The sequence below is a fragment of the Faecalicatena contorta genome, assembly GCF_021531995.1.
Lineage (GTDB): Bacteria > Bacillota > Clostridia > Lachnospirales > Lachnospiraceae > Dorea_A > Dorea_A contorta_A.
Map to the genome: position 1 here is coordinate 1 of NZ_JAFBIZ010000007.1, position 25,947 is coordinate 25,947.

Annotated in this window: 22 protein-coding genes; 20 read left to right on the forward strand and 2 right to left on the reverse strand. The window is 42.8% G+C overall.

Annotated elements, in window-relative coordinates; all coding sequences use genetic code 11:
* Positions 1–218 precede the first annotated feature (218 nt).
* Genes polA through JQM82_RS01750 form a run of 5 tightly spaced genes read left to right on the forward strand, consistent with a single transcriptional unit; the run spans position 219 to position 5,961 of the window.
* A complete protein-coding gene (gene polA / locus JQM82_RS01730; protein ID WP_235248202.1) occupies positions 219–2,834 on the forward strand; it encodes a DNA polymerase I in 2,616 nt (871 codons plus the stop codon).
* Between the two features lie 12 nt (positions 2,835–2,846).
* The gene (coaE, locus tag JQM82_RS01735) at positions 2,847–3,437 is read left to right on the forward strand and encodes a dephospho-CoA kinase (protein ID WP_235248204.1); all 591 of its coding nucleotides are present in this window, start codon (positions 2,847–2,849) and stop codon (positions 3,435–3,437) included.
* Between the two features lie 21 nt (positions 3,438–3,458).
* Positions 3,459–4,256 (forward strand): MBL fold metallo-hydrolase, encoded by a 798-nt coding sequence (locus JQM82_RS01740; RefSeq protein ID WP_235248205.1) that lies wholly within the window; start codon positions 3,459–3,461, stop codon positions 4,254–4,256.
* 35 nt (positions 4,257–4,291) lie between these two features.
* Entirely contained in the window at positions 4,292–4,564 is a 273-nt protein-coding gene (locus JQM82_RS01745; protein ID WP_235248206.1) for an ACT domain-containing protein, read from the forward strand.
* A gap of 32 nt (positions 4,565–4,596) precedes the next feature.
* Entirely contained in the window at positions 4,597–5,961 is a 1,365-nt protein-coding gene (locus JQM82_RS01750; RefSeq protein ID WP_235248207.1) for a PFL family protein, read from the forward strand.
* 4 nt (positions 5,962–5,965) lie between these two features.
* Here the strand turns inward: JQM82_RS01750 and JQM82_RS01755 are convergent, their stop codons facing one another.
* A complete protein-coding gene (locus JQM82_RS01755; RefSeq protein WP_235248208.1) occupies positions 5,966–7,189 on the reverse strand; it encodes a nucleotidyltransferase in 1,224 nt (407 codons plus the stop codon).
* A 234-nt stretch (positions 7,190–7,423) separates the two neighbouring features.
* Here JQM82_RS01755 and mgtE point away from each other — a divergent pair, with 234 nt between their 5' ends.
* From mgtE to JQM82_RS01830, 15 genes are all read left to right on the forward strand, one after another.
* The gene (gene mgtE / locus JQM82_RS01760; protein WP_420370599.1) at positions 7,424–8,761 is read left to right on the forward strand and encodes a magnesium transporter; all 1,338 of its coding nucleotides are present in this window, start codon (positions 7,424–7,426) and stop codon (positions 8,759–8,761) included.
* A 113-nt stretch (positions 8,762–8,874) separates the two neighbouring features.
* Positions 8,875–9,876 (forward strand): phosphate acetyltransferase, encoded by a 1,002-nt coding sequence (gene pta, locus JQM82_RS01765; protein ID WP_235248209.1) that lies wholly within the window; start codon positions 8,875–8,877, stop codon positions 9,874–9,876.
* A 42-nt stretch (positions 9,877–9,918) separates the two neighbouring features.
* Positions 9,919–11,109, forward strand: coding sequence for an acetate kinase (locus tag JQM82_RS01770; RefSeq protein WP_235248210.1), 1,191 nt, complete (start codon positions 9,919–9,921; stop codon positions 11,107–11,109).
* A 68-nt stretch (positions 11,110–11,177) separates the two neighbouring features.
* On the forward strand, positions 11,178–11,705 hold the full coding sequence (locus tag JQM82_RS01775; RefSeq protein WP_235248211.1) for a YceD family protein: 528 nt from the start codon (positions 11,178–11,180) through the stop codon (positions 11,703–11,705).
* Positions 11,706–11,708: 3 nt separating this feature from the next.
* On the forward strand, positions 11,709–11,888 hold the full coding sequence (gene rpmF, locus JQM82_RS01780; RefSeq protein WP_004606185.1) for a 50S ribosomal protein L32: 180 nt from the start codon (positions 11,709–11,711) through the stop codon (positions 11,886–11,888).
* Between the two features lie 121 nt (positions 11,889–12,009).
* Positions 12,010–13,032, forward strand: a complete 1,023-nt coding sequence (gene plsX / locus JQM82_RS01785; protein WP_235248212.1) for a phosphate acyltransferase PlsX — start codon at positions 12,010–12,012, stop codon at positions 13,030–13,032.
* A 34-nt stretch (positions 13,033–13,066) separates the two neighbouring features.
* Positions 13,067–13,300 (forward strand): acyl carrier protein, encoded by a 234-nt coding sequence (gene acpP, locus JQM82_RS01790; protein ID WP_235248213.1) that lies wholly within the window; start codon positions 13,067–13,069, stop codon positions 13,298–13,300.
* Positions 13,301–13,392: 92 nt separating this feature from the next.
* Entirely contained in the window at positions 13,393–14,088 is a 696-nt protein-coding gene (gene rnc, locus JQM82_RS01795) for a ribonuclease III (RefSeq protein WP_235248214.1), read from the forward strand.
* Between the two features lie 7 nt (positions 14,089–14,095).
* Positions 14,096–17,656, forward strand: coding sequence for a chromosome segregation protein SMC (smc, locus tag JQM82_RS01800; protein WP_235248215.1), 3,561 nt, complete (start codon positions 14,096–14,098; stop codon positions 17,654–17,656).
* A gap of 9 nt (positions 17,657–17,665) precedes the next feature.
* Positions 17,666–18,604, forward strand: a complete 939-nt coding sequence (gene ftsY, locus JQM82_RS01805; protein WP_235248216.1) for a signal recognition particle-docking protein FtsY — start codon at positions 17,666–17,668, stop codon at positions 18,602–18,604.
* Between the two features lie 35 nt (positions 18,605–18,639).
* Entirely contained in the window at positions 18,640–19,854 is a 1,215-nt protein-coding gene (ilvA, locus tag JQM82_RS01810; RefSeq protein WP_235248217.1) for a threonine ammonia-lyase, read from the forward strand.
* 168 nt (positions 19,855–20,022) lie between these two features.
* Complete coding sequence (locus tag JQM82_RS01815; RefSeq protein WP_235248219.1) at positions 20,023–21,417, forward strand: 2-isopropylmalate synthase; 1,395 nt, start codon at positions 20,023–20,025, stop codon at positions 21,415–21,417.
* A gap of 10 nt (positions 21,418–21,427) precedes the next feature.
* Positions 21,428–22,084, forward strand: a complete 657-nt coding sequence (locus JQM82_RS01820) for a GntR family transcriptional regulator (RefSeq protein WP_235248220.1) — start codon at positions 21,428–21,430, stop codon at positions 22,082–22,084.
* A 55-nt stretch (positions 22,085–22,139) separates the two neighbouring features.
* A complete protein-coding gene (locus JQM82_RS01825) occupies positions 22,140–23,339 on the forward strand; it encodes an NADP-dependent isocitrate dehydrogenase (protein ID WP_235248222.1) in 1,200 nt (399 codons plus the stop codon).
* A gap of 320 nt (positions 23,340–23,659) precedes the next feature.
* A complete protein-coding gene (locus JQM82_RS01830; RefSeq protein ID WP_235248223.1) occupies positions 23,660–23,836 on the forward strand; it encodes a DUF6472 family protein in 177 nt (58 codons plus the stop codon).
* 134 nt (positions 23,837–23,970) lie between these two features.
* Here JQM82_RS01830 and JQM82_RS01835 read toward each other — a convergent pair whose 3' ends face one another.
* Positions 23,971–25,923 (reverse strand): ABC-F family ATP-binding cassette domain-containing protein, encoded by a 1,953-nt coding sequence (locus JQM82_RS01835; RefSeq protein WP_235248224.1) that lies wholly within the window; start codon positions 25,921–25,923, stop codon positions 23,971–23,973.
* Positions 25,924–25,947: the final 24 nt, after the last annotated feature.

The window sequence follows — 25,947 nt, forward strand, 5'->3', positions numbered from 1 at the left end:
TAGCATCCTTGACAGGAATCTCGCACATGATGTTTTATCAACAAGCGGCTGATGAAAGAAAATGCCCCGGAAAAAATCCAGGGCAAATATTTCAATTATTTTGGGACATTTTCAAAAATGGTTGACATCCTTTTTTGATTTTTAATTTTCTTCTTTTAAAAAATGTAGATTTGGTGTATAGTAAGAAAGTACATTTGTTTTTATCATGGAGAAATAGTATGAAAAGTAAGATTGTTTTGATCGATGGTCACAGCATTTTGAACCGTGCATTTTATGGTTTGCCGGATCTCACAAATGCGGATGGTCTTCACACAAATGCTATATATGGATTTCTGACGATTATGTTCAAGCTTCTGGAAGAGGAGACCCCGGATTATCTTACGGTGGCCTTTGATGTACATGCGCCGACATTTCGGCACGAGATGTATGCGGAGTATAAGGGCACCCGAAAACCAATGGCCGATGAATTAAGACAGCAGGTTCCGGTGATCAAGGAAGTTCTGAGGGCAATGGGAATTAAGATCATTGAAGTAGCAGGACTTGAAGCAGATGATCTGATCGGAACGCTTTCAAAGAGATGTGAGAATCAGGGAATGGAAGTATCTGTGATATCCGGAGACAGGGATCTTCTGCAGCTTGCTACAGAGCATGTCAGGATCCGGATTCCGAAGACAAAGCAGGGACGGACAGAAGTGGAAGACTATTATGCATCGGACGTAAAGGCGCGATACCAGGTGACGCCGACAGAATTTATCGATCTGAAGGCACTGATGGGTGATACATCTGATAATATTCCGGGTGTCCCAAGCATTGGTGAAAAAACAGCAACAAAGATTATTACGGAATATCATTCAATAGAAGATGCATATGCACACGTAGATGAACTGAAACCGCCAAGAGCTGCAAAGGCACTCAAAGAACACTGGGACATGGCGGTGATGAGCAAGGTACTTGCAACGATCAATGTGGATGCGGATTTCGCTTATGAACTGGAAGAGGCAAAACTTGGTAATATCTATACAGAAGAAGCATATGCGTATTTTCAGAAACTGCAGTTTAAAAATCTGCTGTCAAGATTTGATGTAACTGCACCTTCCAACCAGATCGAAGATTCATTTCAGATAGTCACGGATCAGAAAGAGGCGCAAAAGGTATTTGAAAAGGCCAGGACATCAGTATGTACAGGTGCGTGTATCTTCAAAGACACCAGTAATGTACTGCCACTTTTTATTGATCAGGCCGGAATCGGAGGAATTGGAATCTGCTTTTCTGAACGCGAGATTTACTGCATCCGGACGGGCAATGGCATTGAACAGAGATGGCTTTTGGACGAACTTTCTGATGTAGCAATGAAGACAGAGCGTTTTGCTATGTTTGATCTGAAGCAAGCGATGGAATATGTGCAGATTCACAGGCAGGATAACTGCTTTGATACAGCTGTGGCGGCATATCTTCTGAATCCTTTAAAGAGTAATTATACGTATGAAGATGTAGCCAGAGAACAGTTGAATCTGATGATAGATGAAAAGCTGGAGAAAGAAATACGGGTATGTTATGAAGCGTACACGATCTATGCGTCCGTCGAAAAGCTGCTTGAAAAACTCAGAGAGTTCCAACTTGAGAGTCTGTTTACAGAAATAGAGATGCCGCTGGTATTCACTTTGTATGATATGGAACAAAACGGTATCCTTGTGGAGGCGGAGGCATTAAAGATCTATGGAGATCAGCTTGCGGTCAAGATCGTTGAACTTGAGAAAGATATATATGAAGAAGCGGGAGAGATATTCAACATTAATTCTCCAAAGCAGCTGGGAGTGGTTCTCTTTGAACATATGAAGCTTCCGGGTGGAAAGAAGACAAAAACAGGATATTCGACAGCGGCAGATGTGCTGGACAAGCTTGCACCGGATTATCCGATCGTCGCAAAGATTCTGGAGTATCGGCAGTATACAAAGCTGAAGTCCACGTATGCAGATGGGCTTGCGAATTATATAGGAGAGGATGGAAGAATCCACAGTAAGTTTAACCAGACGATCACAGCGACCGGGCGAATCAGCAGTACAGAACCAAATCTGCAGAATATTCCGGTACGGATGGAACTGGGAAGGCTGATCCGGAAAGTATTTATTCCGGAAGAAGGGTATGTGTTCGTGGATGCGGATTATTCACAGATTGAATTGCGTGTTCTGGCGCACTGCTCGGGAGACGGTCATCTGATTGATGCTTATAAAGAAAAAAGTGACATTCACAGAATCACTGCTTCTCAGGTGTTCCACGTACCGTTTGAAGAGGTAACAGATCAGCAGAGAAGGAATGCCAAGGCGGTGAATTTTGGAATTGTCTATGGAATCAGTTCCTTCGGACTGAGTCAGGATCTGAGTATTACCAGAAAAGAAGCTGCCAGATATATCGATGATTATTTTAAGACTTATCCGGGAATTAAGATATTTCTGGATGATACTGTGAAGCACGCGAAGGAAACGGGGTATGTAGTTACATTGTTTGGAAGACGTAGACCAGTTCCGGAACTGTCTTCCAGTAACTTTATGCAGCGGTCTTTTGGAGAACGTGTTGCGATGAATGCTCCGATACAGGGAACTGCAGCGGATATCATTAAGATTGCAATGGTTCGTGTCAACAGGCGGCTGAAGGAACAGAAGATGAAGTCAAGGCTGATTCTTCAGGTTCATGATGAACTATTGATTGAAGCATATAAGCCGGAGCTTGGCAGGGTGCAGGAGATTCTGAAAGAAGAGATGGAGCATGCGGCGAATCTGGATGTGCCGCTTGAAATAGATATGCATACAGGAGATAACTGGTACGAAGCAAAGTAAGAGGTGTGAAGGATGAAAATTATTGGAATTACAGGTGGAGTAGGAGCAGGAAAGACACAGATACTGGAGTATCTGAACAACAGATACGGAGCAACGGTCTGCCAGGCAGATGAAGTTGCAAAGAAGCTCCAGAAAAAGGGAACAGATTGCTTTGAAAGAATTGTAGAACATTTCGGTGATGGAATTCTGGATGCAAAAGGAGAACTCAACAGATCAGATCTTGCAGAGATCGTATTTGCCGACAAAGTGGAATTATCGGTGCTGAACAGTATCGTTCATCCGCTGGTCAAGGAAGAGATCCTGAAGAAGATCGCGAAAGAGGAAAGAAAGAATACGAATCTTATGATTATTGAAGGAGCGCTTCTGATTGAAGATCATTATGAAGAGATCTGTGATGAGCTATGGTATATCTATGTAGAAGATTCAATCCGTAAGAAAAGGCTGAAATATGCAAGAGGGTATGAGACGAAAAAGATTGATGAGATGTTTGCGGCTCAGCTCCCGAAAGATATGTTCATGAGACATTGTGACAGGGTGATTGATAACAGCGGTGTGTTCGAAGAGACGAAGATGCAGCTGGATAAGATTATTGCAGATTTATAAGAAAGGCAGATTACGAATAATATGAGATTATGCAGCATTGCCAGTGGAAGCAGTGGAAACTGTATCTATGTGGGAGATGATCACACCCATCTGCTGGTGGATACCGGTATCAGTAAGAAGAGGATTGATCAGGGTCTGACAACGCTTGGAATCAAGGGAGAGGACGTAGATGGAATACTGATTACCCATGAACATATTGATCATATTCAGGGACTGGGAGTATATTCCAGAAAGTATCAGGTTCCAATCTATGCGACCAAAGGTACGATTGCAGGAATCCGTGCCTGCAGATCACTCGGAAAGCTTCCGGATGGATTGCTTCATGAAGTGGATGTAGATCAAAGATTTACCATTGGAACACTTGATATTATACCGTTTGCAATATCCCATGATGCGAATGAACCTTCCGGGTATCGAGTGGAAAATGAGAAAAAGGCAGTTGCTGTTGCGACAGATCTTGGAAAATACGATCCATATATCGTGCAGAATCTGCGTGATCTTAATGCAGTTGTGCTGGAGGCAAATCATGATATACATATGCTGGAGGTAGGACCTTATCCTTATCCTCTGAAGCGAAGAGTGATGGGGGATAAGGGGCATCTTTCCAATGAATCATCAGGGAAGCTTTTATGTGATATTCTGCATGATGATCTGCAGTATGTAGTGCTCGGACATCTCAGCAAAGAGAATAATTATGAAGAACTGGCTTATGAGACAGTAAAGCTGGAGGTCAGCATCGGGGACAATCCTTACAGAGGAGATGATATCCCGATGATGGTTGCTAAGAGAGATCAGATATCTGATATCATTACACTATAATTTAATAACACAGACAGCGACAGGAGGATCATGCTATGAAGAAATGCGTAATTACAGTTGTAGGAAAAGATACCGTAGGTATTATTGCAAAGGTATGTACTTATCTTGCAGAGACGAATATCAATATTCTTGATATCTCACAGACCATCGTCGGTGGCTACTTTAATATGATGGCTATCGTTGATGTTACAGATGCAAACAAAGAAATTGTAACTGTTACAAAGGAACTGGAAGTACTCGGGATTTCTATCGGAGTCACCATCCACTGTCAAAGAGAAGAGATCTTTGAAAAAATGCATAGATTATAGCAGGATGAATCCAGAAAGGCCGGGTGTACAGTATGATTAACAGATATGAAGTCTATGAAACAAACCAGATGATCGAGCAGGAAAACCTGGATGTCAGAACGATAACCCTTGGAGTTAGTCTGCTCGACTGCATTGATTCGAATTTGGATCAATTGAATGAAAACATTTACAAAAAAATTACTACGGTGGCTGAGAATCTTGTAGCTACCGGAGAACAGATCGAAAAAGAATTTGGTATCCCGATTGTCAATAAACGAATTTCTATTACCCCGATCTCTCTGATCGGAGGGTCTGCATGTAAGAAACCGGAAGATTATATTACAATTGCACAGACACTCGATAAGGCCGCGAAAAAAGTAGGTGTTAATTTTATTGGCGGTTATTCTGCGCTTGTGTCCAAAGCTATGACGAAGAGTGAAGAAAATCTGATCCGATCTATCCCGGAGGCACTGGCATGTACAGATCGAGTTTGCAGTTCTGTGAATGTGGGCTCCACGAGAACTGGTATCAATATGGATGCTGTAAGGCTGTGTGGAGAGATCATAAAAGCAACTGCAGAAGCTACCAGGGACAATGATTCCCTTGGTTGTGCCAAACTGGTGGTGTTCTGTAATGCGCCGGACGATAATCCGTTTATGGCAGGGGCATTTCTGGGTGTTACCGAAGGAGATGCTGTGATCAATGTCGGTGTCAGTGGGCCGGGTGTTGTAAAGCATGCCATTGAGCAGGTAAGAGGAAAAGGATTTGAAGAATTGTGCGAAACCATCAAAAAGACGGCATTTAAAGTAACAAGAGTTGGACAGCTCGTTGCCGGAGAGGCGTCAAAACGTATGGGAATTCCTTTTGGTATTGTAGATCTGTCGCTTGCGCCGACTCCTGCAGTCGGAGACAGTGTGGCTGAGATTCTGGAAGAGATCGGCCTGGAGCGTGTGGGAGCGCCGGGGACAACGGCGGCACTTGCGATGTTGAATGATCAGGTGAAGAAAGGCGGTGTTATGGCATCTTCCTATGTTGGAGGCTTAAGTGGAGCATTTATTCCCGTCAGTGAAGATCAGGGAATGATTGATGCCGTCAACATCGGAGCATTGACGATTGAAAAGCTGGAAGCTATGACTTGTGTATGTTCTGTCGGATTGGATATGATCGCAATTCCGGGAAAGACAAAGGCATCAACCATATCCGGAATCATTGCTGACGAGATGGCAATCGGTATGGTCAATCAGAAGACAACGGCTGTTCGTCTGATCCCGGTTATTGGAAAAGATGTTGGGGATACCGCTGAATTTGGAGGACTTCTGGGCTATGCGCCAATCATACCCGTCAATGAGTATGACTGCAGCGCATTTGTGAACAGAAAGGGAAGAATTCCGGCTCCGATACACAGTTTTAAGAACTAGAATCTCAGATTCGCAGAATCTGCTGCTGATATTCGGTGCAGAAAGGAATCTGATATCTGTCTGTTCTGACACTTTCATACAGATCAGAAGCAAAGATATCCTGCTTCAGCATATGAAGTGCATATTCATCTAATTCCTGGCATTGCTTAAGCTTTGTCAGAAGAGGAATGGAAGAATGTTTTTTTATATATGAGAGAGATGCGGTGCTGTCGTTGCGAAAGCCAAGAATACGGGCATATCGACAGCCACCGCTTTTTTTGAATGTAACAATATCGTTTTTGGTAATTCGAAGAAGAATGTGAAGCAGGCTTCGGCTGATCCGACTGTATGTCAGTTCTTTGGTTTTCAGGAGTTCGCAAAATTGTTCGAATGCCTGAAAGTAGTTGCGGTTATTCCAGATGCGGTTGGCAAGATCTTCAGACACATCCTGATAACGACATAAAGTTTCCGGAGTTTCCTGTAAAAGTGCATATTTTAGCAGAAGTGAAAAATCATCCGCACAGATAAACTGCCGGTTTTGGATACTTTCCTGCATGAGGTCGCTGCATACGGGTGGAATCTGTGTCAGAACATCACAGGAACTGCCATAAAACAGTTCTTTGCGGATGGCGGTAGCAGAACTGAAACATTCGGTCAATTCTGTGTCGTGATACTTCGAATCTTTTCGGGCAATGGTATATGCTCTGATCTTACTGTTTCGGCGATACAGTGCCTTCAGGTATTCTATTCCAAGGATGTTATTCGGTTTTTCGAGTACCTGGCCGGATGATTCGCCCAGACATTGCACAAGTGCCATCTGTCTGGCTTTTGGATATGCATGTCCCTGATGAAGGGCTTCTTTTAAAGAGTTTCGATAATCGTCCGGTTCTTCAGCAAGGAGTCCGGCAAGTTCTTCTAACAAGGCAATATCGCCACATTCACTTCCAAAGCAGATTGAATCAATACAGCCTAACTGATCAAGAATAGAGACCGCTCCTTCGGCAAAGTATTCTGCGCTTCCGGCCGCATATGCAACAGGCAGCTCAATGACGACGGATACCCCCATATGCAGTGCCATTGAGGCGCGAAGACGCTTGGGTAGTATTGCAGGTGCACCCCGTTGGACATAGTTGCCGCTCATGACTGCAATTACGCTGTCGGCACCAGTCAGTCTGCGTGCTTCCTCAATGTGGTATAAATGTCCGTTGTGAAACGGATTATATTCCGTAATTAAGCCGACTATTTTCATAAGATTCTCCTCTTGTATATCTTTTTTAAATTGATTATACTATAGAGGGATTCTGGATGCAAATAAAGGGTAACAGATAAAAAATATAGAAATATTGGAAAGGGGGTACATGTTATGGAAAAAGAAACGAATATAAAAGAAGAGCACATGGAAAAGTCAGAAATTGAAGAAGTGATGGATTCTGAATGTGCGCCGGAAGAAGAGGAGTATGATTATCTGGAAGAACGGGAAGAACTGACAGAAGAACGTATTATGGATATGCTCGATGCCCGGCAGTACAAAGAACTGAAAGAAGAACTGGAGAATAACATGTATCCGGTCGATCTGGCTGAGATTCTGGAAGAATTTGATCAGAAACATATGGTAATGGTGTTCCGTCTGCTGGCGAAAGAAGAAGCGGCAGAGACCTTTACCTATATGAACAGCGATATGAGAGAACTTCTGATTAATGCACTGACGGACTCTGAGCTGGAAGAGGTCATGGAAGAAATGTATCTGGACGATACAGTCGACGTATTGGAAGAGATGCCGGCGAATGTTGTGGATCGTCTGTTGATGGCAACAGATGTAGAGAAGCGTGTGCAGATTAATCAGCTGTTGCAGTATCCGGAAGACAGTGCCGGAAGTGTCATGAATGTGGATTATATCGCACTCCGCAAAGAGATGACGGTAGCGGAATCCATATTGAAGATCCGACAGGTGGGTCTGAACCGCGAGACAATCTATACCTGTTATGTCACGGAAAAAAGGCATCTGATCGGCCAGGTGGATGTAAAGGAACTGCTGACAACCGGTGAATCCAAGACGATCGAAGAGATTATGGACACGAATCTGCTGTATGCACATACAACGGATGACCAGGAAGACGTGGCAAGAACGATTACCAAATACGGTCTGATTGCATTGCCGATTGTAGATCATGAGAACTGTATGGTCGGAATCGTTACGGTTGACGATGCCATGCAGGTATTGCAGGAAGAGACGACGGAAGATATCAGTATCATGGCCGGTGTTTCTCCGAATGAAGAATCGTATTTCGGAACGACGGTGTTTGAACATGTAAAAAGCCGTCTCCCCTGGTTATTGTTTCTGATGTTGTCAGCTACGGTTACACAGATGATCATGAACAGTTATGAAACGGCTCTGGCGGTTATGCCGCAGCTTGCCGGATTTGTCCCGATGCTGACCGGTACCGGAGGAAACTGCGGTTCCCAGAGTTCTACACTGGTTATTCGGGGGCTGGCAGTCGGAGAGATCGAGTTCCGGGATCTGTTTAAAGTGATCTGGAAAGAAGTCCGGATTGCAGTATGTATCAGCATGATTCTTTCTGTAGTCAATGGAATTCGTATTGTTCTGATGGGACAGGGAGATGCAACAATGGCATTTACCATCGGACTGACAATGGCATGTACCGTTATCATTGCGAAGGTAGTTGGCTGTACACTGCCTCTGATAGCAAAGAAGGTAGGACTTGATCCGGCAATCATGGCGACACCACTGATATCGACTCTGGTGGACATCAGTACGATCAGTGTGTACTTTGCAATTGTTAGCTATGTATTTCGGCTTTAACCGGGAATTGTATCCAAAAATAGACACAAGATTCCAAGAAGAGACCTTGTCTGCAAGGTCTCTTTGTATTATAATAAAAATACTGAGATTATATGGAAAGGAGTCTATCAATCATGGGATTTATAGATGAAATTAAGGCAAAAGCAAAGACTTGTAAAAAGACAATCGTTCTTCCGGAGACAGAAGATATCAGAACTTATGAAGCTGCAGAAGCTGTATTAAAAGAAGGCACTGCGAATCTGATTCTGATCGGAAGCGAAGAAGAGATTGCAAAGAACAAAGGGGATTTTGACATCAGTGGCGCTACAATCGTAGATCCTGCAACATATGAAAAGACAGATGCATACATCGCAAAACTTGTTGAATTAAGACAGAAAAAAGGTATGACAGAAGAACAGGCAAGAGAGCTTCTCCTTACAAATTACCTGTATTATGGTGTTATGATGGTTAAGCTGAAAGACGCTGACGGAATGGTATCAGGAGCATGCCACTCAACAGCCGACACATTAAGACCATGCTTACAGATCCTGAAGACAAAACCGGGTACAAAACTGGTATCTGCTTTCTTCGTAATTGTTGTACCGGATTGTGATATGGGAGCAGATGGAACATTTGTATTCGCAGATTCTGGTCTGGAACAGAATCCGGATCCTGAAAAACTGGCTGCAATCGCACTTTCATCTGCAGAGTCTTTCAGACTGTTGACCGGAAAAGAACCAATCGTAGCTATGTTGTCCCACTCTACAAAGGGAAGTGCAAAGCATCCTGACGTAGACAAAGTAGTTGAGGCAACACGTATTGCAAAGGAAAACGCACCGGAAGGACTTCTTCTGGACGGAGAATTCCAGCTGGATGCAGCGATCGTTCCGGAAGTAGGAGCATCCAAGGCACCTGGAAGTCCGGTGGCAGGAAAAGCAAACGTTCTTGTATTCCCGGATCTGGATGCGGGAAATATCGGATACAAACTTGCACAGAGACTTGGAAAAGCAGAAGCTTACGGCCCGTTAACACAGGGTATTGCAGCTCCTGTCAATGACCTGTCCCGTGGATGCAGCGCAAAAGATATCGAGGGTGTTGTAGCAATTACAGCTGTTCAGTGCATGACAGAAGAATAAGTTTCATGTTCATAAACAACATATAATGGAGAGGTAACAAAAATGAATGTATTAGTAATTAACTGTGGAAGTTCATCATTGAAGTTTCAATTGATTAATTCTGAGTCCGAACAGGTACTGGCAAAAGGTCTCTGTGAAAGAATCGGAATTGACGGAAGTCTTACTTATCAGCCGGCCGGCGGAGAAAAAGTAAAATCTGAAAAAGCTATGCCGACACATACAGAGGCAATCCAGTTTGTAATTGATGCATTGACAGATGCAGAGACTGGTGTTGTTAAGAGTCTGGATGAGATTGGTGCAGTTGGACATCGTGTTGTACATGGCGGAGAAAAGTTTGCACAGTCTGTAGTAATTACAGATGAAGTCAAGAAGGCAATTGAAGAGTGTAATGATCTTGCACCACTTCACAATCCTGCAAACCTGATCGGTATCAACGCATGTCAGGAATTAATGCCGGGGACACCGATGGTTGCTGTATTTGATACCGCTTTCCATCAGACAATGCCTGAAAAAGCATATATGTACGGACTTCCATACGAATACTATGAGAAGTATAAAGTAAGACGTTATGGGTTCCACGGAACCAGCCACAGCTTCGTATCCAAGAGAGCTGCAGAACTTGCCGGAAAGCCATATGATCAGTTGAAAACAATCGTATGCCACCTTGGAAATGGTGCAAGTATCTGTGCAGTAGAAAACGGAAAATCAATCGATACTTCCATGGGCTTGACTCCTCTGGAAGGACTTGTAATGGGAACACGTTCCGGAGATATTGACCCGGCAATTCTTGAATTCATTGCAAAGAAAGAGGATCTGGATATTGCAGGTCTTATGACAATGCTGAACAAGAAATCCGGTGTGTATGGACTTTCCAATAACTTATCCAGTGATTTCCGTGATCTGGATGCGGCTGCAACAGAAGGAAACAAAGAAGCAGCAATTGCTCTTGATGTATTCTGCTACCGTGTTGCAAAATACGTAGGAAGCTATGTAGCAGCAATGAACGGTGTAGATGTGATTGCATTTACAGCAGGTATCGGTGAGAATGCCGGAAATGTTCGCGAGAAAGTAGTAGCATATCTTGGATATCTGGGTATCGAACTGAACAAAGAAGCGAATGGCGTTCGTGGAGAAGAAATTACCATCTCTACTCCGGATTCCAAGGTAACTGTAATGGTAATTCCTACAAATGAGGAATTAGCAATTGCACGCGAAACAGTTGCATTAGTTTAGAAGATTTTTGTTGACAAGATCATAATATGTGATATAATAGTCTAGTGTGTGAATAGGAGTAATTAGATATGATATTAAACCTATCCGACGTTCTGTCTGAACAGCATAAAGCGATCGAGGAGTCTGTTCCTGTTGAAATGACGAGGTTTCGTTCAGAGATGGGAAGCTTTGATATTATCAAAAAGACACCGCTTGCTATTAAGATTGAATATGCAGGAGAGAAAAAACTGAAAGTCTGTGGACAGGCTGAGATTACAGCCGTTGCACCATGCGACAGATGTCTGACGGACGTAGAAGTAGTGGTTCCGATGATATTTGATCATGAAGTAAGTACAGATCCGGAAGCTTTGGAACAGGCAGATGAATTAGACGAGAATAACTATATTGACGGATATAGCTTAGACGTAGAGCAGTTGATCTACAACGAGTTATTGGTAGGGTGGCCGACGAAGATTCTATGCAGCGATGACTGTAGAGGTATTTGCAACGTATGTGGTCAGAACCTGAATGAAGGTACCTGTAATTGTGAAGATACGGGGCTCGACCCTAGAATGTCAGTTATCCGCGATGTATTTAAGAATTTTAAGGAGGTGTAACCTATGTCAATTTGTCCAAAGAATAAATCTTCAAAAGCAAGAAGAGACAAAAGAAGAGCAAACTGGAAAATGAGCGCACCAAACCTGGTAAAATGCAGCAAATGTGGTGAATTAATGATGCCTCACAGAGTTTGCAAAGCCTGCGGTTCTTACAACAAAAAAGAAATCATCCCACAGGACTAATTATGAAAATGAATTGAAAGTAAGGCCTGCCGAATGTTGGCAGGTCTTATTTTATTTAAAGATATTGATTTTTGAGAAGATGTCTAGTAGAATGAACCTAGTAATGCTAGGAGGAGTTAAAATGTCAGAAATTACAAAAATAGCATTGGATGCCATGGGCGGAGACAACGCCCCGGGCGAAATGATAAAGGGCGCGATCGATGCACTTGGCCGCGAAAAAGATATCAAAGTATTTTTGATTGGCAAAGAAGAAGTAGTAAATGCAGAATTGAGCCAATATACTTATGATAAAGAAAGAATAGAAGTGGTGAATGCAACGGAAGTGATCGAAACTGCGGAGCCTCCGGTGAATGCCATCCGAAAAAAGAAGGATTCATCAATTGTAGTTGGAATGAAGATGGTAAAAGAAGGAAGGGCGGATGCATTTGTATCTGCAGGAAGTTCCGGAGCAATTCTGGTAGGCGGTCAGGTCATCGTCGGCAGAATCAAAGGTGTGGAGAGACCACCACTTGCACCGCTGATCCCTACTGAAAAAGGAGTCAGCCTTTTGATTGACTGCGGAGCCAACGTAGATGCAAGACCGTCGCATCTGGTACAGTTTGCCAAGATGGGATCCATATATATGGAACATGTGCTCGGTGTTCAGAATCCAAAGGTTGGAATTGTCAATATCGGGGCAGAAGAAGAAAAGGGTAACGCACTGGTAAAAGAGACGTTTCCACTTCTGAAGGAAGCAAAAGATATCAACTTTATCGGAAGTGTAGAGGCAAGAGAGATTCCGCATGGTCAGGCAGATGTTGTAGTCTGTGAAGCGTTTGCCGGAAACATCATTCTGAAGTTATATGAAGGTGTTGGATCTGTATTGATCAGCAAGGTGAAATCAGGATTGATGACCAGTCTGCGCAGTAAGATCGGAGCACTTTTGATCAAACCGGCACTTCGGTCTACTTTGAAGTCATTTGATGCAAGCGAATATGGCGGCGCACCGCTGCTTGGTCTGAACGGTCTGGTCGTAAAGACACACGGAAGCGCAAAAGCAAAAGAAGTGACAAATACGCTGATTCAGTGTGTGACATTCAAAAAACAGAAAATCAATGAAAAAATCAGAGAGAGTATTCAAGCAGAAGTAAAAGCTGCTGAATAATACATTACTAACTATTAGAAAAGGAGAACGGGTTATGGAACTGGAAAAATTAAAGGAAATCATTGCAGATGTATTGAATGTGGATGCAGATGATATTACAGAGGACACAACATTTGTGGATGATCTGGGAGCTGACTCTCTGGACATCTTCCAGATTATAATGGGAATAGAAGAAACATTTGATATTGAAATTGATAATGACGATGCAGAAAATATTGCAACAGTGGGAGATGCTGTTGAACAGATCAAGAACGCAACAAATAACTAGGCAAAATACAAAGAAGAACGAAAGAGCCCGGTTGGGCTTTTTCGCTTTTCTGATCGCATAAGAAAGGCAAGAACATGTAGATGGTGCATGGTATGGGAAGAGACTTAAGAATATTAGAAAAAAATATCGGATATAAATTTCAGGATTTTCAATTACTCAAAAAAGCGATGATACACAGTTCTTATGCAAATGAGATGCATCTTCCTAAGTATGAGTGCAATGAACGTCTGGAATTTCTGGGAGATGCTGTGCTGGAATTGGTATCCAGTGAATTTTTATTTTATCATGATCATAAGATGCCGGAAGGAGAGCTTACAAAAACGCGGGCAAGCATGGTATGCGAGCCGGCATTGGCTTTTTGTGCCCGGGATATTGAACTGGGCAGATATCTTTTCCTGGGAAAAGGGGAAGAGGCAACCGGAGGACGAAAGAGAGAATCCATCACATCAGATGCAATGGAAGCATTGATCGGAGCGATATATATTGACGGTGGTTTTGCTAGTGCAAAAGAGTTTATTCATCGATTTATACTTCAGGATCTGGAAAATAAAAAGCTCTTTTATGATAGCAAGACTATCTTGCAGGAGATTGTTCAGGCGAATTTTAAAGATACCATCTCTTATCATTTGATTGGAGAAGAAGGTCCGGATCATAATAAGTCTTTTCAGGTGGCATTATTTATCGGAGAGACGGAATATGGAGTCGGTACCGGTCGTACAAAAAAGGCGGCAGAACAGGATGCGGCTTATCAGAGCATCTTGAAACTGCATGCACAGAATATAAAGTAGGTGAAGAATGTATTTAAAAAGCATAGAAGTGCAGGGATTTAAATCATTTGCCCATAAGATCAAGTTTGACTTTCACAATGGAATTACCGGGATTGTAGGACCCAACGGAAGCGGGAAAAGCAATGTTGCTGATGCAGTTAGATGGGTTCTGGGAGAACAGAGAATAAAACAGCTGAGAGGCGGCACCATGCAGGATGTCATATTTTCGGGAACAGAGAATCGCAAACCTCTAAGCTATGCCTCTGTTGCGATTACACTGGATAATTCGGATCACAAACTTCCTATTGAATATGAGGAAGTAACGGTAGCAAGAAAACTCTATCGTTCAGGGGAGAGTGAGTATCTGATCAATGGAAGCCCCTGCAGATTAAAAGATGTGAATGAGCTGTTTTATGATACGGGAATCGGAAAAGAAGGATACTCGATCATCGGGCAGGGACAGATCGATAAGATCTTAAGTGGTAAACCAGAAGAACGCAGAGAGTTATTTGATGAGGCGGCCGGAATTGTAAAGTTTAAGCGGCGGAAGAGTATGTCTGTGAAAAAGTTGGAAGAAGAAAGACAGAATCTTCTTCGAGTGAATGATATTCTGGCGGAACTTGAGAAACAGGTTGGTCCATTGGAGAAACAGGCGGAGACCGCAAAAGAATACTTAAAGAAAAAGGAACAGCTGAAAACTTACGATATCAACATGTTCCTTCTGGAAACAGAAAGAATTCAGGATCAGATCCGAAGTGCAGAAGAGAAGCTGAACATCACCAGGCAGGAACTGGCGGATACCAGTTGCCAATATGATGATATGAAAGCCGAATATGAGGCAATTGAAGAACAAGTTGACAGTATTGATGCACTGATCGAAAAGTCCAAAAGTCAACTCAACGAAACCACGATATTAAAACAACAGCTTCAGAATCAGATTGAACTTCTAAAAGAGCAGATTCACAGTTCCCGTATGAATGATGAACATTATGACCAGCGTGCAAGGACCATTGATTCTGAGATACGTGTGAGGGAAGGTCAGCTCGATAACCTGCAGGGCGAACAGAGAACAATCCGCCGGAAGATGGAAGAACATCTTCAGAAAGAGAATCTGGCGAGGGAAGCGTTGATTGATGTTCAGACAAGGATTGCAGGTGTTACAGATTCTGTTGATCAGAAAAAGAATGACATCATGGAAATTCTGAATAATCGGGCTTCTACCAAGGCAAAGATTCAGAAATATGATACCATGCTGGAACAGATTCAGGTTCGTCGGGCGCAGATCAGCCGTCAGATCATCGAAACTGAAAGTGATGCAGACAAAGAGAATGCAGAACTGACAAGATATCGTCAGGAATTAAAAGAAATATCCTGCAGAATCATCGCATTAGCAGAACAGAATACACAGTATGAAGAAAAGATAAAGAAACTGCAGGAGATCATATCAAAACAGACAGAACAGTTCCGTCTGGGACAGACGGCATATCACAGGGAGCAGTCCAGACTGGATTCTCTGAAAAACATCACCGAGCGATATGACGGATATGGGAACAGTATACGTAAGGTCATGGATAACAGAGACCGAGAAAAAGGTCTCCTGGGTGTTGTTGCTGATATTATAAAGGTCTCCAAAGAGTATGAGATTGCAGTTGAGACCGCTTTGGGCGGAAATATACAAAATATTGTAACCGCGGATGAAGAAACTGCAAAACGGATGATTCAGTTTCTGAAGAAGAATAAACATGGACGTGCGACATTCCTTCCGCTGACATCCATCAGAGCGAATGCAGGAATCAGTCATCCGGAAGCTTTGAAAGAGACAGGAGTGATCGGAGCTGCCAATCAGCTGGTAAAGGTCGAAGAAAGGTATCAGATTCTTGCGGATTATCTTCTTGGTCGTACGCTGGTGGTGGATCATATTGATCATGGAACCGCAATTGCAAGAAAATATCATCAGACGATCCGGATTGTAACGCTGGAAGGTGAGCTGATTAACCCGGGTGGTTCCATGACAGGAGGAGCATTTAAAAATACCAGTAATCTTTTGAGCAGGCGGCGGGAGATTGAGGAGTTTGAAAAAACAGTCCGTAAGCTGAAGCAGGAAATGGATGAGATGGAAGTTTCCACAGAGAAACTTCGGAAAGAGCGTGCCGGGTATTATGAAAAGATAGATGGAATCAGCAGTGAATTACAGAAGGCATATGTGATTCAGAACACGGCAAAAATGAATGCGGATCAGGCGGAATCCAGAATCAGAAATGCAAAAGATACAGAGCGGAATCTGAAAGAAGAAGATGAAAAGCTGATTGCGCAGATTGCCGATATCATGGATAATCAGGAATCGATCAATGTAGAACTGGATACTTCGGAAAGTCTTGAGAAGGAACTGACGAAAAAGATTCAAGATGAGCAGAAATTGTTGGATGCAGAGCATGAGGAAGAAACAAAACGCATAAAAGCGGCAGAAGAGATTCATCTGATCTATGCAAATCTGGAACAAAAATTAAATTTCGTAGTAGAAAATATAACTCGTATTCGTGAAGAAAATGAAAAGTTTCATGCAGAGCTTGCAAAGCTGGAAGAAAATAAAAGTGATACTTCCAGAGAAATCGAAGAAAAAGAAGCACAGATCGCTGAACTGAGACAGACCATAGAGGATTCCAAGGATCTGTTTGATGAGATTCAGAAAGAGATCGACAAATCCAGGAGGCAGCGTGAAGAACTGAATAATCAGCATAAAGTATTCCTGCAAAAGAGAGAGGATCTTGCAAAGCACATGGCAGATCTCGATAAGGAAGTTTATCGTCTGGAAAGTCAGAAGGCGGGATATGAAGAGGCCGCTGAAAAGCAGATCAATTATATGTGGGAAGAATATGAGATCACCTACAATCATGCAAAAGAGCTAAGAGATATGAATCTGACAGATCTTGCCAAAATGAAAAAACGTATTCAGGAGCTGAAGTCGGAAATACGTTCTCTGGGAAATGTCAATGTGAATGCAATCGAAGAATATAAACAGGTTTCTGAACGCTATGAATTTCTGAAAAATCAGCATGACGATCTGGTAGAGGCAGAGGCAACACTGGAACAGATTATTGCAGAACTTGACGAAGCCATGCGCAAACAGTTTAAAGAGCAGTTTGCAATGATTGCAGAAGAGTTTGATGCAGTATTTAAAGAATTATTCGGTGGTGGCAAGGGAACACTGGAACTGATGGAAGACGAGGATGTTCTGGATGCGGGAATCCGGATTATTGCACAGCCGCCGGGAAAGAAGCTTCAGAATATGATGCAGCTCTCAGGAGGCGAGAAAGCCCTTACGGCGATTGCCTTATTATTTGCAATTCAGAATCAGAAGCCATCGCCATTCTGTCTTCTGGATGAGATTGAGGCTGCACTGGACGATAATAATGTAGTCAGATTTGCACAGTATCTGCATAAGCTGACGAAAAATACACAGTTTATTGTGATTACACACAGGCGTGGTACAATGACCGCGGCAGACAGACTGTATGGTATTACTATGCAGGAGAAAGGCGTTTCAACGCTGGTATCTGTAAGTCTTCTGGAAAATGAACTGGAACAATAGGAGGGTGTCATGGCAGAAGAACAAAAAGAAAAGATAGGATTTTTTAGGAAACTTGTATCAGGACTCAGTAAGACAAGAGACAATATTGTTTCCGGAATGGACAGTATCTTTCATGGATTTTCACAGATCGATGATGATTTTTATGAAGAACTGGAAGAAGTTCTGATTATGGGAGATCTGGGAGTACAGGCAACTGACGATATTCTGGAAGATCTGAAGGCAAAGGTAAAAGAGCAGCATATCAAAGAACCAGTTCAATGCAGAGAAATCTTAATTGAAAGTATCAAAGAACAGATGGATGTCGGTGAAGCAGCATATGAATTTGAGGAGAAGACATCTGTGGTTATGGTGATCGGTGTCAACGGTGTTGGAAAGACAACGACGATCGGCAAACTTGCAGGCAAACTTCGTGCCCAGGGAAAGAAGGTAGTTCTTGCAGCTGCAGATACTTTCCGTGCGGCTGCAGGAGAACAGCTGAAGGAATGGGCTCATCGTGCACAGGCTGATCTGATCGGAGGTCAGGAGGGATCTGATCCGGCTTCCGTGGTATTTGATGCAGTGGCATCCGCAAAAGCAAAGCATGCGGATGTTCTCCTGATTGATACTGCCGGAAGACTGCACAATAAAAAGAATCTGATGGAAGAACTTAAGAAGATGAATCGGATTATTGACAGAGAATATCCGGATGCACATCGGGAAACGTTGGTGGTTCTTGATGCAACTACGGGACAGAATGCACTTCAGCAGGCGAAAGAATTTAACGAAGTGGCAGATATTACCGGAATTGTTCTGACTAAGATGGATGGAACCGCCAAAGGAGGCATTGCTGTCGCAATACAGGCAGAACTTGAAATTCCGGTAAAATATATCGGTGTTGGAGAGACCATTGATGACCTGCAGAAGTTTGATTCGGATACTTTTGTAAATGCATTATTCAACGTGGAATAAAATGGCATATGATACGAGAAGAGGAGATATGAAGGATGTTGACATTAGAAAAGTTTGAACAGGCAAGTGAAATGGTGAAAAACGTTACACTTCCGACCAAGCTGGTATACAGTGAATATCTGAGCCAGCAGACCGGCGGCAAGATCTATCTGAAACCGGAAAATATGCAGTATACAGGAGCATATAAAGTAAGAGGATCCTATTATAAGATCAGTACAATGACAGAGGAAGAGCGAGAAAAGGGACTCATCGCGGCTTCTGCAGGAAACCATGCACAAGGTGTTGCATACGCTGCGCAGAAATTCGGGTGTAAGGCAACGATCGTTATGCCAACGGTTACTCCGCTTATTAAAGTGAATCGTACGAAGAATTATGGAGCAGAGGTTATTCTTCATGGAGACGTCTATGATGACGCCTGCGCATATGCACAAAAGCTTGCGGAAGAAAGAGGGTGTACCTTTGTTCATCCGTTCGACGATCTGGATATTGCGACAGGACAGGGAACGATCGCAATGGAGATTGTACAGGAGCTTCCTACTGTAGACTATATATTTGTACCGGTTGGAGGCGGTGGACTGGTAACGGGTGTATCTACACTTGCCAAGATGCTGAATCCAAAGATTAAAGTTATCGGGGTAGAACCGGCTTCTGCAGCGAGTATGACAGCAGCTCTTCAGATGGGAGAGCCGGTTACGCTGGAAAGTGCTAATACGATTGCAGATGGCACAGCCGTAAAACGTGTTGGAGAAAAGATCTTTCCGTACGCACAGGAGAACATTGACCAGATTCTTACGGTAGAGGATGATGAACTGATCGGTGCATTCCTGGATATGGTGGAGAATCATAAGATGATCGTTGAAAATTCCGGTCTTCTTACGGTTGCCGCTTTGAAACAGATGGATCTGAAAGGAAAAAAGGCAGTCGCTATATTAAGCGGCGGAAATATGGATGTCATCACGATGTCATCGATTGTACAGCATGGACTGATCCAGAGAGACCGTATCTTTTCTGTATCCGTACTTCTTCCGGATAAAGCAGGTGAGCTTGTACGTGTAGCAACAACGATTGCAAATGCAAATGGCAATGTTATTAAACTTGAACATAACCAGTTTGTCAGCACCAATCGTAATGCCGCAGTGGAGCTTCGTATTACAATGGAGGCATTTGGCACGGATCACAAGCATCAGATTTTAAATGCACTGGAAGAGGGAGGATTCCGTCCGAGAGAAATCGGTGCAAAACTGTATTAAAAATAAATTGACAAAGGGGTCATGATTTTCATTGAGTATTATGAAAGTCATGGCCTGTTTCTATTTTCTGTAAAAAACTTGTTGACACTGAATGTATAATTGTATACAATTATACATGTTTAGTTTAGTGCTTTATCTTACTAAAATATTGGAAAGTGAGCGAGTAAAATGGATAATAGAAAAGTATATCTGAATGAGCATACAAATTTATTGCAGCTGGAGGAGCATATGTATCCATTGGTTGATGTGGATACACCAAACGTATTCAGGAATCTTTTTCATTACGATGAGATTCCGAAAATTGCATTTAATGATCGAATTGTGCCGCATCACATGCCGGATGAAATATGGATCACGGATACGACATTCCGCGATGGTCAGCAGTCACGGGCACCTTACAGTACGGAACAGATTGTAAAAATATATGATTATTTCCATCGCCTTGGAGGCCCAAACGGAAAGATCCGCCAGTGTGAATTTTTCCTGTATAGTAAAAAAGACCGGGATGCAGTATACAGATGTATGGAAAAGGACTATAAATTTCCAGAGATTACAAGCTGGATCCGGGCAAGTAAAAAAGATTTTGATCTGGTAAAAGAGATTGGAATGAAGGAAACGGGTGTGCTGGTCAGCTGTTCGGATTATCATATTTTTTATAAATTAAAAATGACGCGCCGTCAGGCAATGGAACACTATCTGTCTATTGTCAGAGAGTGTCTCGAGACTGGAATCAGTCCAAGATGCCACCTGGAAGATATTACCAGATCCGATATCTATGGATTTGTGATTCCGTTCTGTCTGGAACTGATGAGACTGATGGACGAATATAAGATTCCTGTGAAAGTACGAGTATGTGATACAATGGGCTATGGCGTGAATTATCCGGGTGCAGTGATACCGAGATCCATTCCGGGAATCATCTACGGAATCCGGGTACATGCAGGAGTACCAAGCGAATTGATTGAATTCCACGGACACAATGATTTTTATAAGGCAGTAAGCAACTCTTCAACTGCGTGGCTGTATGGAGCAAGCGGTGTGAATTGTTCCATTTTCGGAATCGGAGAGCGCACCGGCAATACTCCGTTGGAGGCAATGGTATTTGAGTATGCACAGCTTCGCGGTACGCTGGATGGCATGGATACACGCGTGATCACGGAACTGTCAGAATATTATGAAAAAGAGATTGGCTATGAGATCCCGTCAAGGACTCCGTTTGTCGGTAAGAACTTTAATGTTACAAGAGCGGGAATACACGCAGATGGACTGCTGAAAAATGAAGAAATCTACAATATCTTTGATACAGGAAAGTTTCTGAATCGTCCGCCGCTAGTGGCAGTATCCAATACTTCAGGGCTGGCAGGGATCGCACACTGGATCAATTCCTACTTCAGTCTTCCGGAAGAAAAACAGGTGGATAAGAACTCAGAACTTGTATGTCGTGTAAAAGACTGGGTAGATCATGAATATGAAGATGGACGAGTTACCGTTTTGACAGACGAAGAACTATTACAGGTGATTGAAGAAAATTGTAAGAAGCTCGGAATCAGTCTGGTCAGATAGAGGTGAAAATATGGAGGAATATCGTGATGGATCTTTACGGGGAAAGGTTTTTCAACGATTAAGAGAAGATATTTTAAATGGAGTTTATCAGGAACACGAAGAATTAAGAGAGATTACGATCGGAGAAGAGCTTGGAGTGAGCAGGACTCCGGTCAGGGAAGCACTCAGGCAGCTTGAGCTGGAAGGACTTGTTACGATCATCCCGAATAAAGGAGCCTACGTAACAGGAATTACCGCAAAAGATGTGGAAGATATCTATAAGATTCGTTCCCAGCTGGAGGGATTATGTGCAAGATGGGCTACGAAAAACATTACAGATGAGCAGATAGAAGAACTGGAGGAGATCATACTCCTGTCGGAATATCATTTGCACAAAAAAAAGAATGGACAGGCGGAACAGGTGTCAGAGATGGATGGGAAGTTCCATAAGATCTTGTATGAAGCGTCCGATAGTCGTATACTGGAACATGTATTAAAAGATTTTCACAAATATGTACAGATGGCCAGGACGATGTCGGTAGAAGCACCGACACGCGCCCGGCAGTCGATTGAAGAACATCGCGAAATATTAAATGCGATCAGAGAAAAGGATGCAGATCTGGCAGAAAAGCTTGCAAATCAGCATATCATCAATGTCATGAAGAATCTGCATCTGAATGAAACATAGAACTATCAGCCTACGGAAACAGCAACTAAGATTCAAACAGGAGGAAGATGTAAAGATGGCAAAAATTAAGATGACAACACCTATTGTAGAGATGGACGGAGATGAGATGACCAGAATTCTCTGGAAAATGATTAAAGAAAATCTGCTGGAACCATTTATTGAACTGAATACCGAATACTATGATCTTGGTCTTGAATGTCGTAATGAGACGAATGATCAGATTACTGTTGATGCGGCCAATGCAACAAAGAAGTATAAAGTTGCTGTAAAATGTGCAACGATCACTCCAAATGCAGCACGTATGACAGAATATAATCTGAAAGAGATGTGGAAGAGTCCGAATGGTACGATTCGTGCGATTCTGGATGGAACGGTATTTCGTGCACCAATCGTAGTAAAAGGTATTGAACCATGTGTAAAGAATTGGAAGAAACCAATTACAATCGCAAGACATGCGTACGGTGATGTATATAAAAACACAGAGATGAAGATTCCAGGACCTGGAAAGGTAGAGCTTGTATATACGGCAGAAGATGGAACTGAGACCAGAGAACTGGTACATAACTATGCAGGTGCCGGAGTGGCGCAGGGAATGCATAATCTTTGTGGTTCCATTGAAAGCTTTGCAAGAAGCTGTTTTAACTATGCGCTGGATACCAGACAGGATCTGTGGTTCGCTACAAAGGATACAATATCAAAGAAATATGACCATACATTCAAAGATATTTTCCAGGAGATCTATGATGCAGAATATGCTGAGAAGTTTGAAAAAGCAGGTATTGTATACTTTTACACATTGATTGATGATGCGGTAGCCCGTGTCATGAAGTCCGAAGGCGGATATATCTGGGCCTGCAAGAACTATGACGGAGACGTTATGAGTGATATGGTGTCTTCAGCGTTTGGTTCACTTGCCATGATGACTTCTGTACTGGTATCACCGGAAGGATATTATGAGTATGAAGCTGCACACGGAACGGTACAGCGCCATTATTATAAGCATCTGAAAGGGGAAGAGACATCAACCAATTCTGTTGCAACGATCTTTGCATGGACAGGTGCACTGAGAAAACGTGGCGAGCTGGATGGCAATCCGGAATTGATGGAATTTGCCGATAAGCTTGAAAAGGCAACGATTGATACGATTGAAGAAGGAAAGATGACAAAAGATCTGGCACTGATTACAACGCTGGAGAATCCAACTGTATTGAACAGCGAGAACTTTATCAAAGCAATTGCGGAAAAATTACAGTAAATTATGCAATAAATATAATTTGTTATAGGACGAATCCCTGTATGACAACATGCAGCCTCGCACCCACTTCGCTGAACTATGCATCAACTACAACCAAAGCCGCTCACGAAAGCGTTCGCGTCTGGTTAAAGTAGATGCAGGATTTCAGCTTGTATCTGTGCGAAATGTCTGCAGTTGTGATACAGGGATTCTGCCTATATAACAATTTAAGTTTTATGCATATATTTTGTGACGTTATCCTGGAATTTCGAAGATGTTTTTAGACTTTTGATTTGTTTGCAGATGTGTTATACTGGTTCCCATGAAAGGAGTCGTGTGGTATGAAAAGTAATTGTGAGTCCTGTGCACATTATGAATATGATGAAGATTATGACTGTTACGTCTGTCAGATGGATCTGGATGAGGACGAGCTATATCGGTTTGTGACAAATACATATCGGGATTGTCCGTATTACAGTTATGGAGATGAGTATACGGTGGTCAGGCATCAGATGTAAATTTATATAATAATATTATCCACAAGAAAAGCTGAGATAAGCGAATAAGTATCAGGGAGCGTTGCTTGTACATGAAAAACCAGGATATCATATCCGGAAAGATGATATCCTGGTTTTTATAATGTTTCCTTTATTTATTCTGCAAGTTCTTCCCACTTTTCATATAATTCTGTGAGTTCTTCTGCGATGGAAGCTTTTTCCTTTGCCAGTTCCTGACATTTTACTGAGTTCGTAAAGATCTCTTCCTGCATCATTAATTCATTGATTTCGGCATCGCGTTCTTCGAGATCAGAGATGCGGTCTTCCGTCTTTTTTAATTCATTTTTTCGTTTTCGTTCCCGCGCCTGAGCTTCTTTTTGTTCCTGCCAGCTGAGTTTGGAATCTGTGATGGAATTCGCGGAAGATTTTGCTGCAAAAGAAGCGGCTTTTACACTTCCGGGAATTGGAGTTGAAGCAGTGCTGCCGGCATAGATGGCTGTCAGTTCTTCTTTTTTCTCCAGATAATAATCATAATTACCAATATAATTGACAAATGTCTGATTTACCAGATCCAGGATTCTTGTTGCGGTCTGGTTGATAAAATAACGGTCATGAGAGACGTACAATACGGTTCCGGTATAATCATTTAATGCCTTTTCCAGAATTTCTTTGGAGGTGATATCCAAATGGTTGGTTGGCTCATCCAGGATCAGAAAATTCGCTTCTGAAAGCATCAGCTTTGCCAGTGAAACACGTCCGCGCTCCCCGCCGCTCAGAGAACTGATCTGTTTGAAGACATCCTCTCCGGTAAAGAGAAAGGCAGCAAGAACATTGCGGATCTGAGTGTTTGTCAGTGTCGGATAGTCATCCGATATCTCATCGAAGATTGTTTTTTCCATATGAAGGACGTGATGTTCCTGGTCATAGTATCCGATTTTTACATTCGTTCCAAGCGAGAAGGTTCCGCTGTCAGCTGAAACCACCTGATTCAGGATTTTCAGTAATGTAGTTTTGCCAGTCCCATTGTCGCCGATGATTGCAACATGTTCTCCTCGCTTTATTTCGAAGCTGATGTCAGAAAATAAAGTCTGACCCGGAAATGATTTGCTTAAGTGTTCTACCGTCAACACATCATTTCCGCTGACACAGGAAGGCTCCAGCGTCAGATGAATCTCCGCATTCAGCTCCTGAGGCTTTTCTACAGGCTTCATTTTTTCCAGCATTTTTTCGCGGCTTTCCGCACGTTTAATGGATTTTTCACGGTTGAAAGAACGCAGCTTTTCGATGACAGCCTCCTGGTGTCTGATTTCCTGCTGCTGGTTCAGATATTCTTTCAGGCGTGCTTCCCGAAGTTGCTTTTTCTTGGCAGCGTAATCGCTGTAATTGCCCTGATAGGTCATCAAAGATCCCTGCTCAATTTCAAGTACCTTTGTGACAACTTTGTTCAGAAAGTACCGGTCATGAGAGACGATCAGAACAGCCCCTGGATAGTTGAGAAGGTAGGTTTCAAGCCATGAGATGGAATTCAGATCCAGGTGGTTGGTTGGCTCATCCAGCAGGAGAATATCCGGTTTTGTGAGGAGCAGCTTTCCAAGAGATACACGCGTTTTCTGTCCGCCGGAAAGTGTGTCAACCGGCTTGGAGAAATCAGTTTCTGTAAATCCAAGCCCCTTAAGAACGCCCGTAATTTCGCTTTCATAGGCATATCCATTGGCGCGTTCGAAAGTGGCAGTCAGGCGATTATAGGTGTTCAGACGTGCTTCCAGTTCCGCGCCGGAGAGATGTTTTAATTCCAGTTCGATAGAACGAATCTGTTGTTCCATGGAGATGATCTCTGACTTGGCAAGCTTCACTTCCTCATAGATGGTATTGCCACTTTGCATCATCTGGTGCTGCGCAAGATAACCGAGTGTCTTCCCTTTTGTGAGAATGACACTTCCGCCGTCAGAAGGCAGTTCTCCGACGATCATCTTCAGGAGAGTAGACTTTCCTGCGCCGTTTGGTCCAACCAGTGCAGCCTTTTCATGATCCTCTATGTGAAATGACCCATCGGCGACAATGACGTTTTCACCGAAGGATTTGTTGATTCCGTGGCATGCTAATATCATGGTATTTCCTCCTTTACATACGAT

Excerpts from the sequence above, each read along its gene's own strand:
- polA (WP_235248202.1), top strand. The coding sequence starts at position 219 with ATGAAAAGTAAGATTGTTTTGATCGATGGTCACAGCATTTTGAACCGT.
- coaE (WP_235248204.1), top strand. The coding sequence starts at position 2,847 with ATGAAAATTATTGGAATTACAGGTGGAGTAGGAGCAGGAAAGACACAG.
- JQM82_RS01740 (WP_235248205.1), top strand. The coding sequence starts at position 3,459 with ATGAGATTATGCAGCATTGCCAGTGGAAGCAGTGGAAACTGTATCTAT.
- JQM82_RS01745 (WP_235248206.1), top strand. The coding sequence starts at position 4,292 with ATGAAGAAATGCGTAATTACAGTTGTAGGAAAAGATACCGTAGGTATT.
- JQM82_RS01750 (WP_235248207.1), top strand. The coding sequence starts at position 4,597 with ATGATTAACAGATATGAAGTCTATGAAACAAACCAGATGATCGAGCAG.
- JQM82_RS01755 (WP_235248208.1), bottom strand. The coding sequence starts at position 7,189 with ATGAAAATAGTCGGCTTAATTACGGAATATAATCCGTTTCACAACGGA.
- pta (WP_235248209.1), top strand. The coding sequence starts at position 8,875 with ATGGGATTTATAGATGAAATTAAGGCAAAAGCAAAGACTTGTAAAAAG.
- JQM82_RS01770 (WP_235248210.1), top strand. The coding sequence starts at position 9,919 with ATGAATGTATTAGTAATTAACTGTGGAAGTTCATCATTGAAGTTTCAA.
- JQM82_RS01775 (WP_235248211.1), top strand. The coding sequence starts at position 11,178 with ATGATATTAAACCTATCCGACGTTCTGTCTGAACAGCATAAAGCGATC.
- rpmF (WP_004606185.1), top strand. The coding sequence starts at position 11,709 with ATGTCAATTTGTCCAAAGAATAAATCTTCAAAAGCAAGAAGAGACAAA.
- plsX (WP_235248212.1), top strand. The coding sequence starts at position 12,010 with ATGTCAGAAATTACAAAAATAGCATTGGATGCCATGGGCGGAGACAAC.
- acpP (WP_235248213.1), top strand. The coding sequence starts at position 13,067 with ATGGAACTGGAAAAATTAAAGGAAATCATTGCAGATGTATTGAATGTG.
- rnc (WP_235248214.1), top strand. The coding sequence starts at position 13,393 with ATGGGAAGAGACTTAAGAATATTAGAAAAAAATATCGGATATAAATTT.
- smc (WP_235248215.1), top strand. The coding sequence starts at position 14,096 with ATGTATTTAAAAAGCATAGAAGTGCAGGGATTTAAATCATTTGCCCAT.
- ftsY (WP_235248216.1), top strand. The coding sequence starts at position 17,666 with ATGGCAGAAGAACAAAAAGAAAAGATAGGATTTTTTAGGAAACTTGTA.
- ilvA (WP_235248217.1), top strand. The coding sequence starts at position 18,640 with ATGTTGACATTAGAAAAGTTTGAACAGGCAAGTGAAATGGTGAAAAAC.
- JQM82_RS01815 (WP_235248219.1), top strand. The coding sequence starts at position 20,023 with ATGGATAATAGAAAAGTATATCTGAATGAGCATACAAATTTATTGCAG.
- JQM82_RS01820 (WP_235248220.1), top strand. The coding sequence starts at position 21,428 with ATGGAGGAATATCGTGATGGATCTTTACGGGGAAAGGTTTTTCAACGA.
- JQM82_RS01825 (WP_235248222.1), top strand. The coding sequence starts at position 22,140 with ATGGCAAAAATTAAGATGACAACACCTATTGTAGAGATGGACGGAGAT.
- JQM82_RS01830 (WP_235248223.1), top strand. The coding sequence starts at position 23,660 with ATGAAAAGTAATTGTGAGTCCTGTGCACATTATGAATATGATGAAGAT.
- JQM82_RS01835 (WP_235248224.1), bottom strand. The coding sequence starts at position 25,923 with ATGATATTAGCATGCCACGGAATCAACAAATCCTTCGGTGAAAACGTC.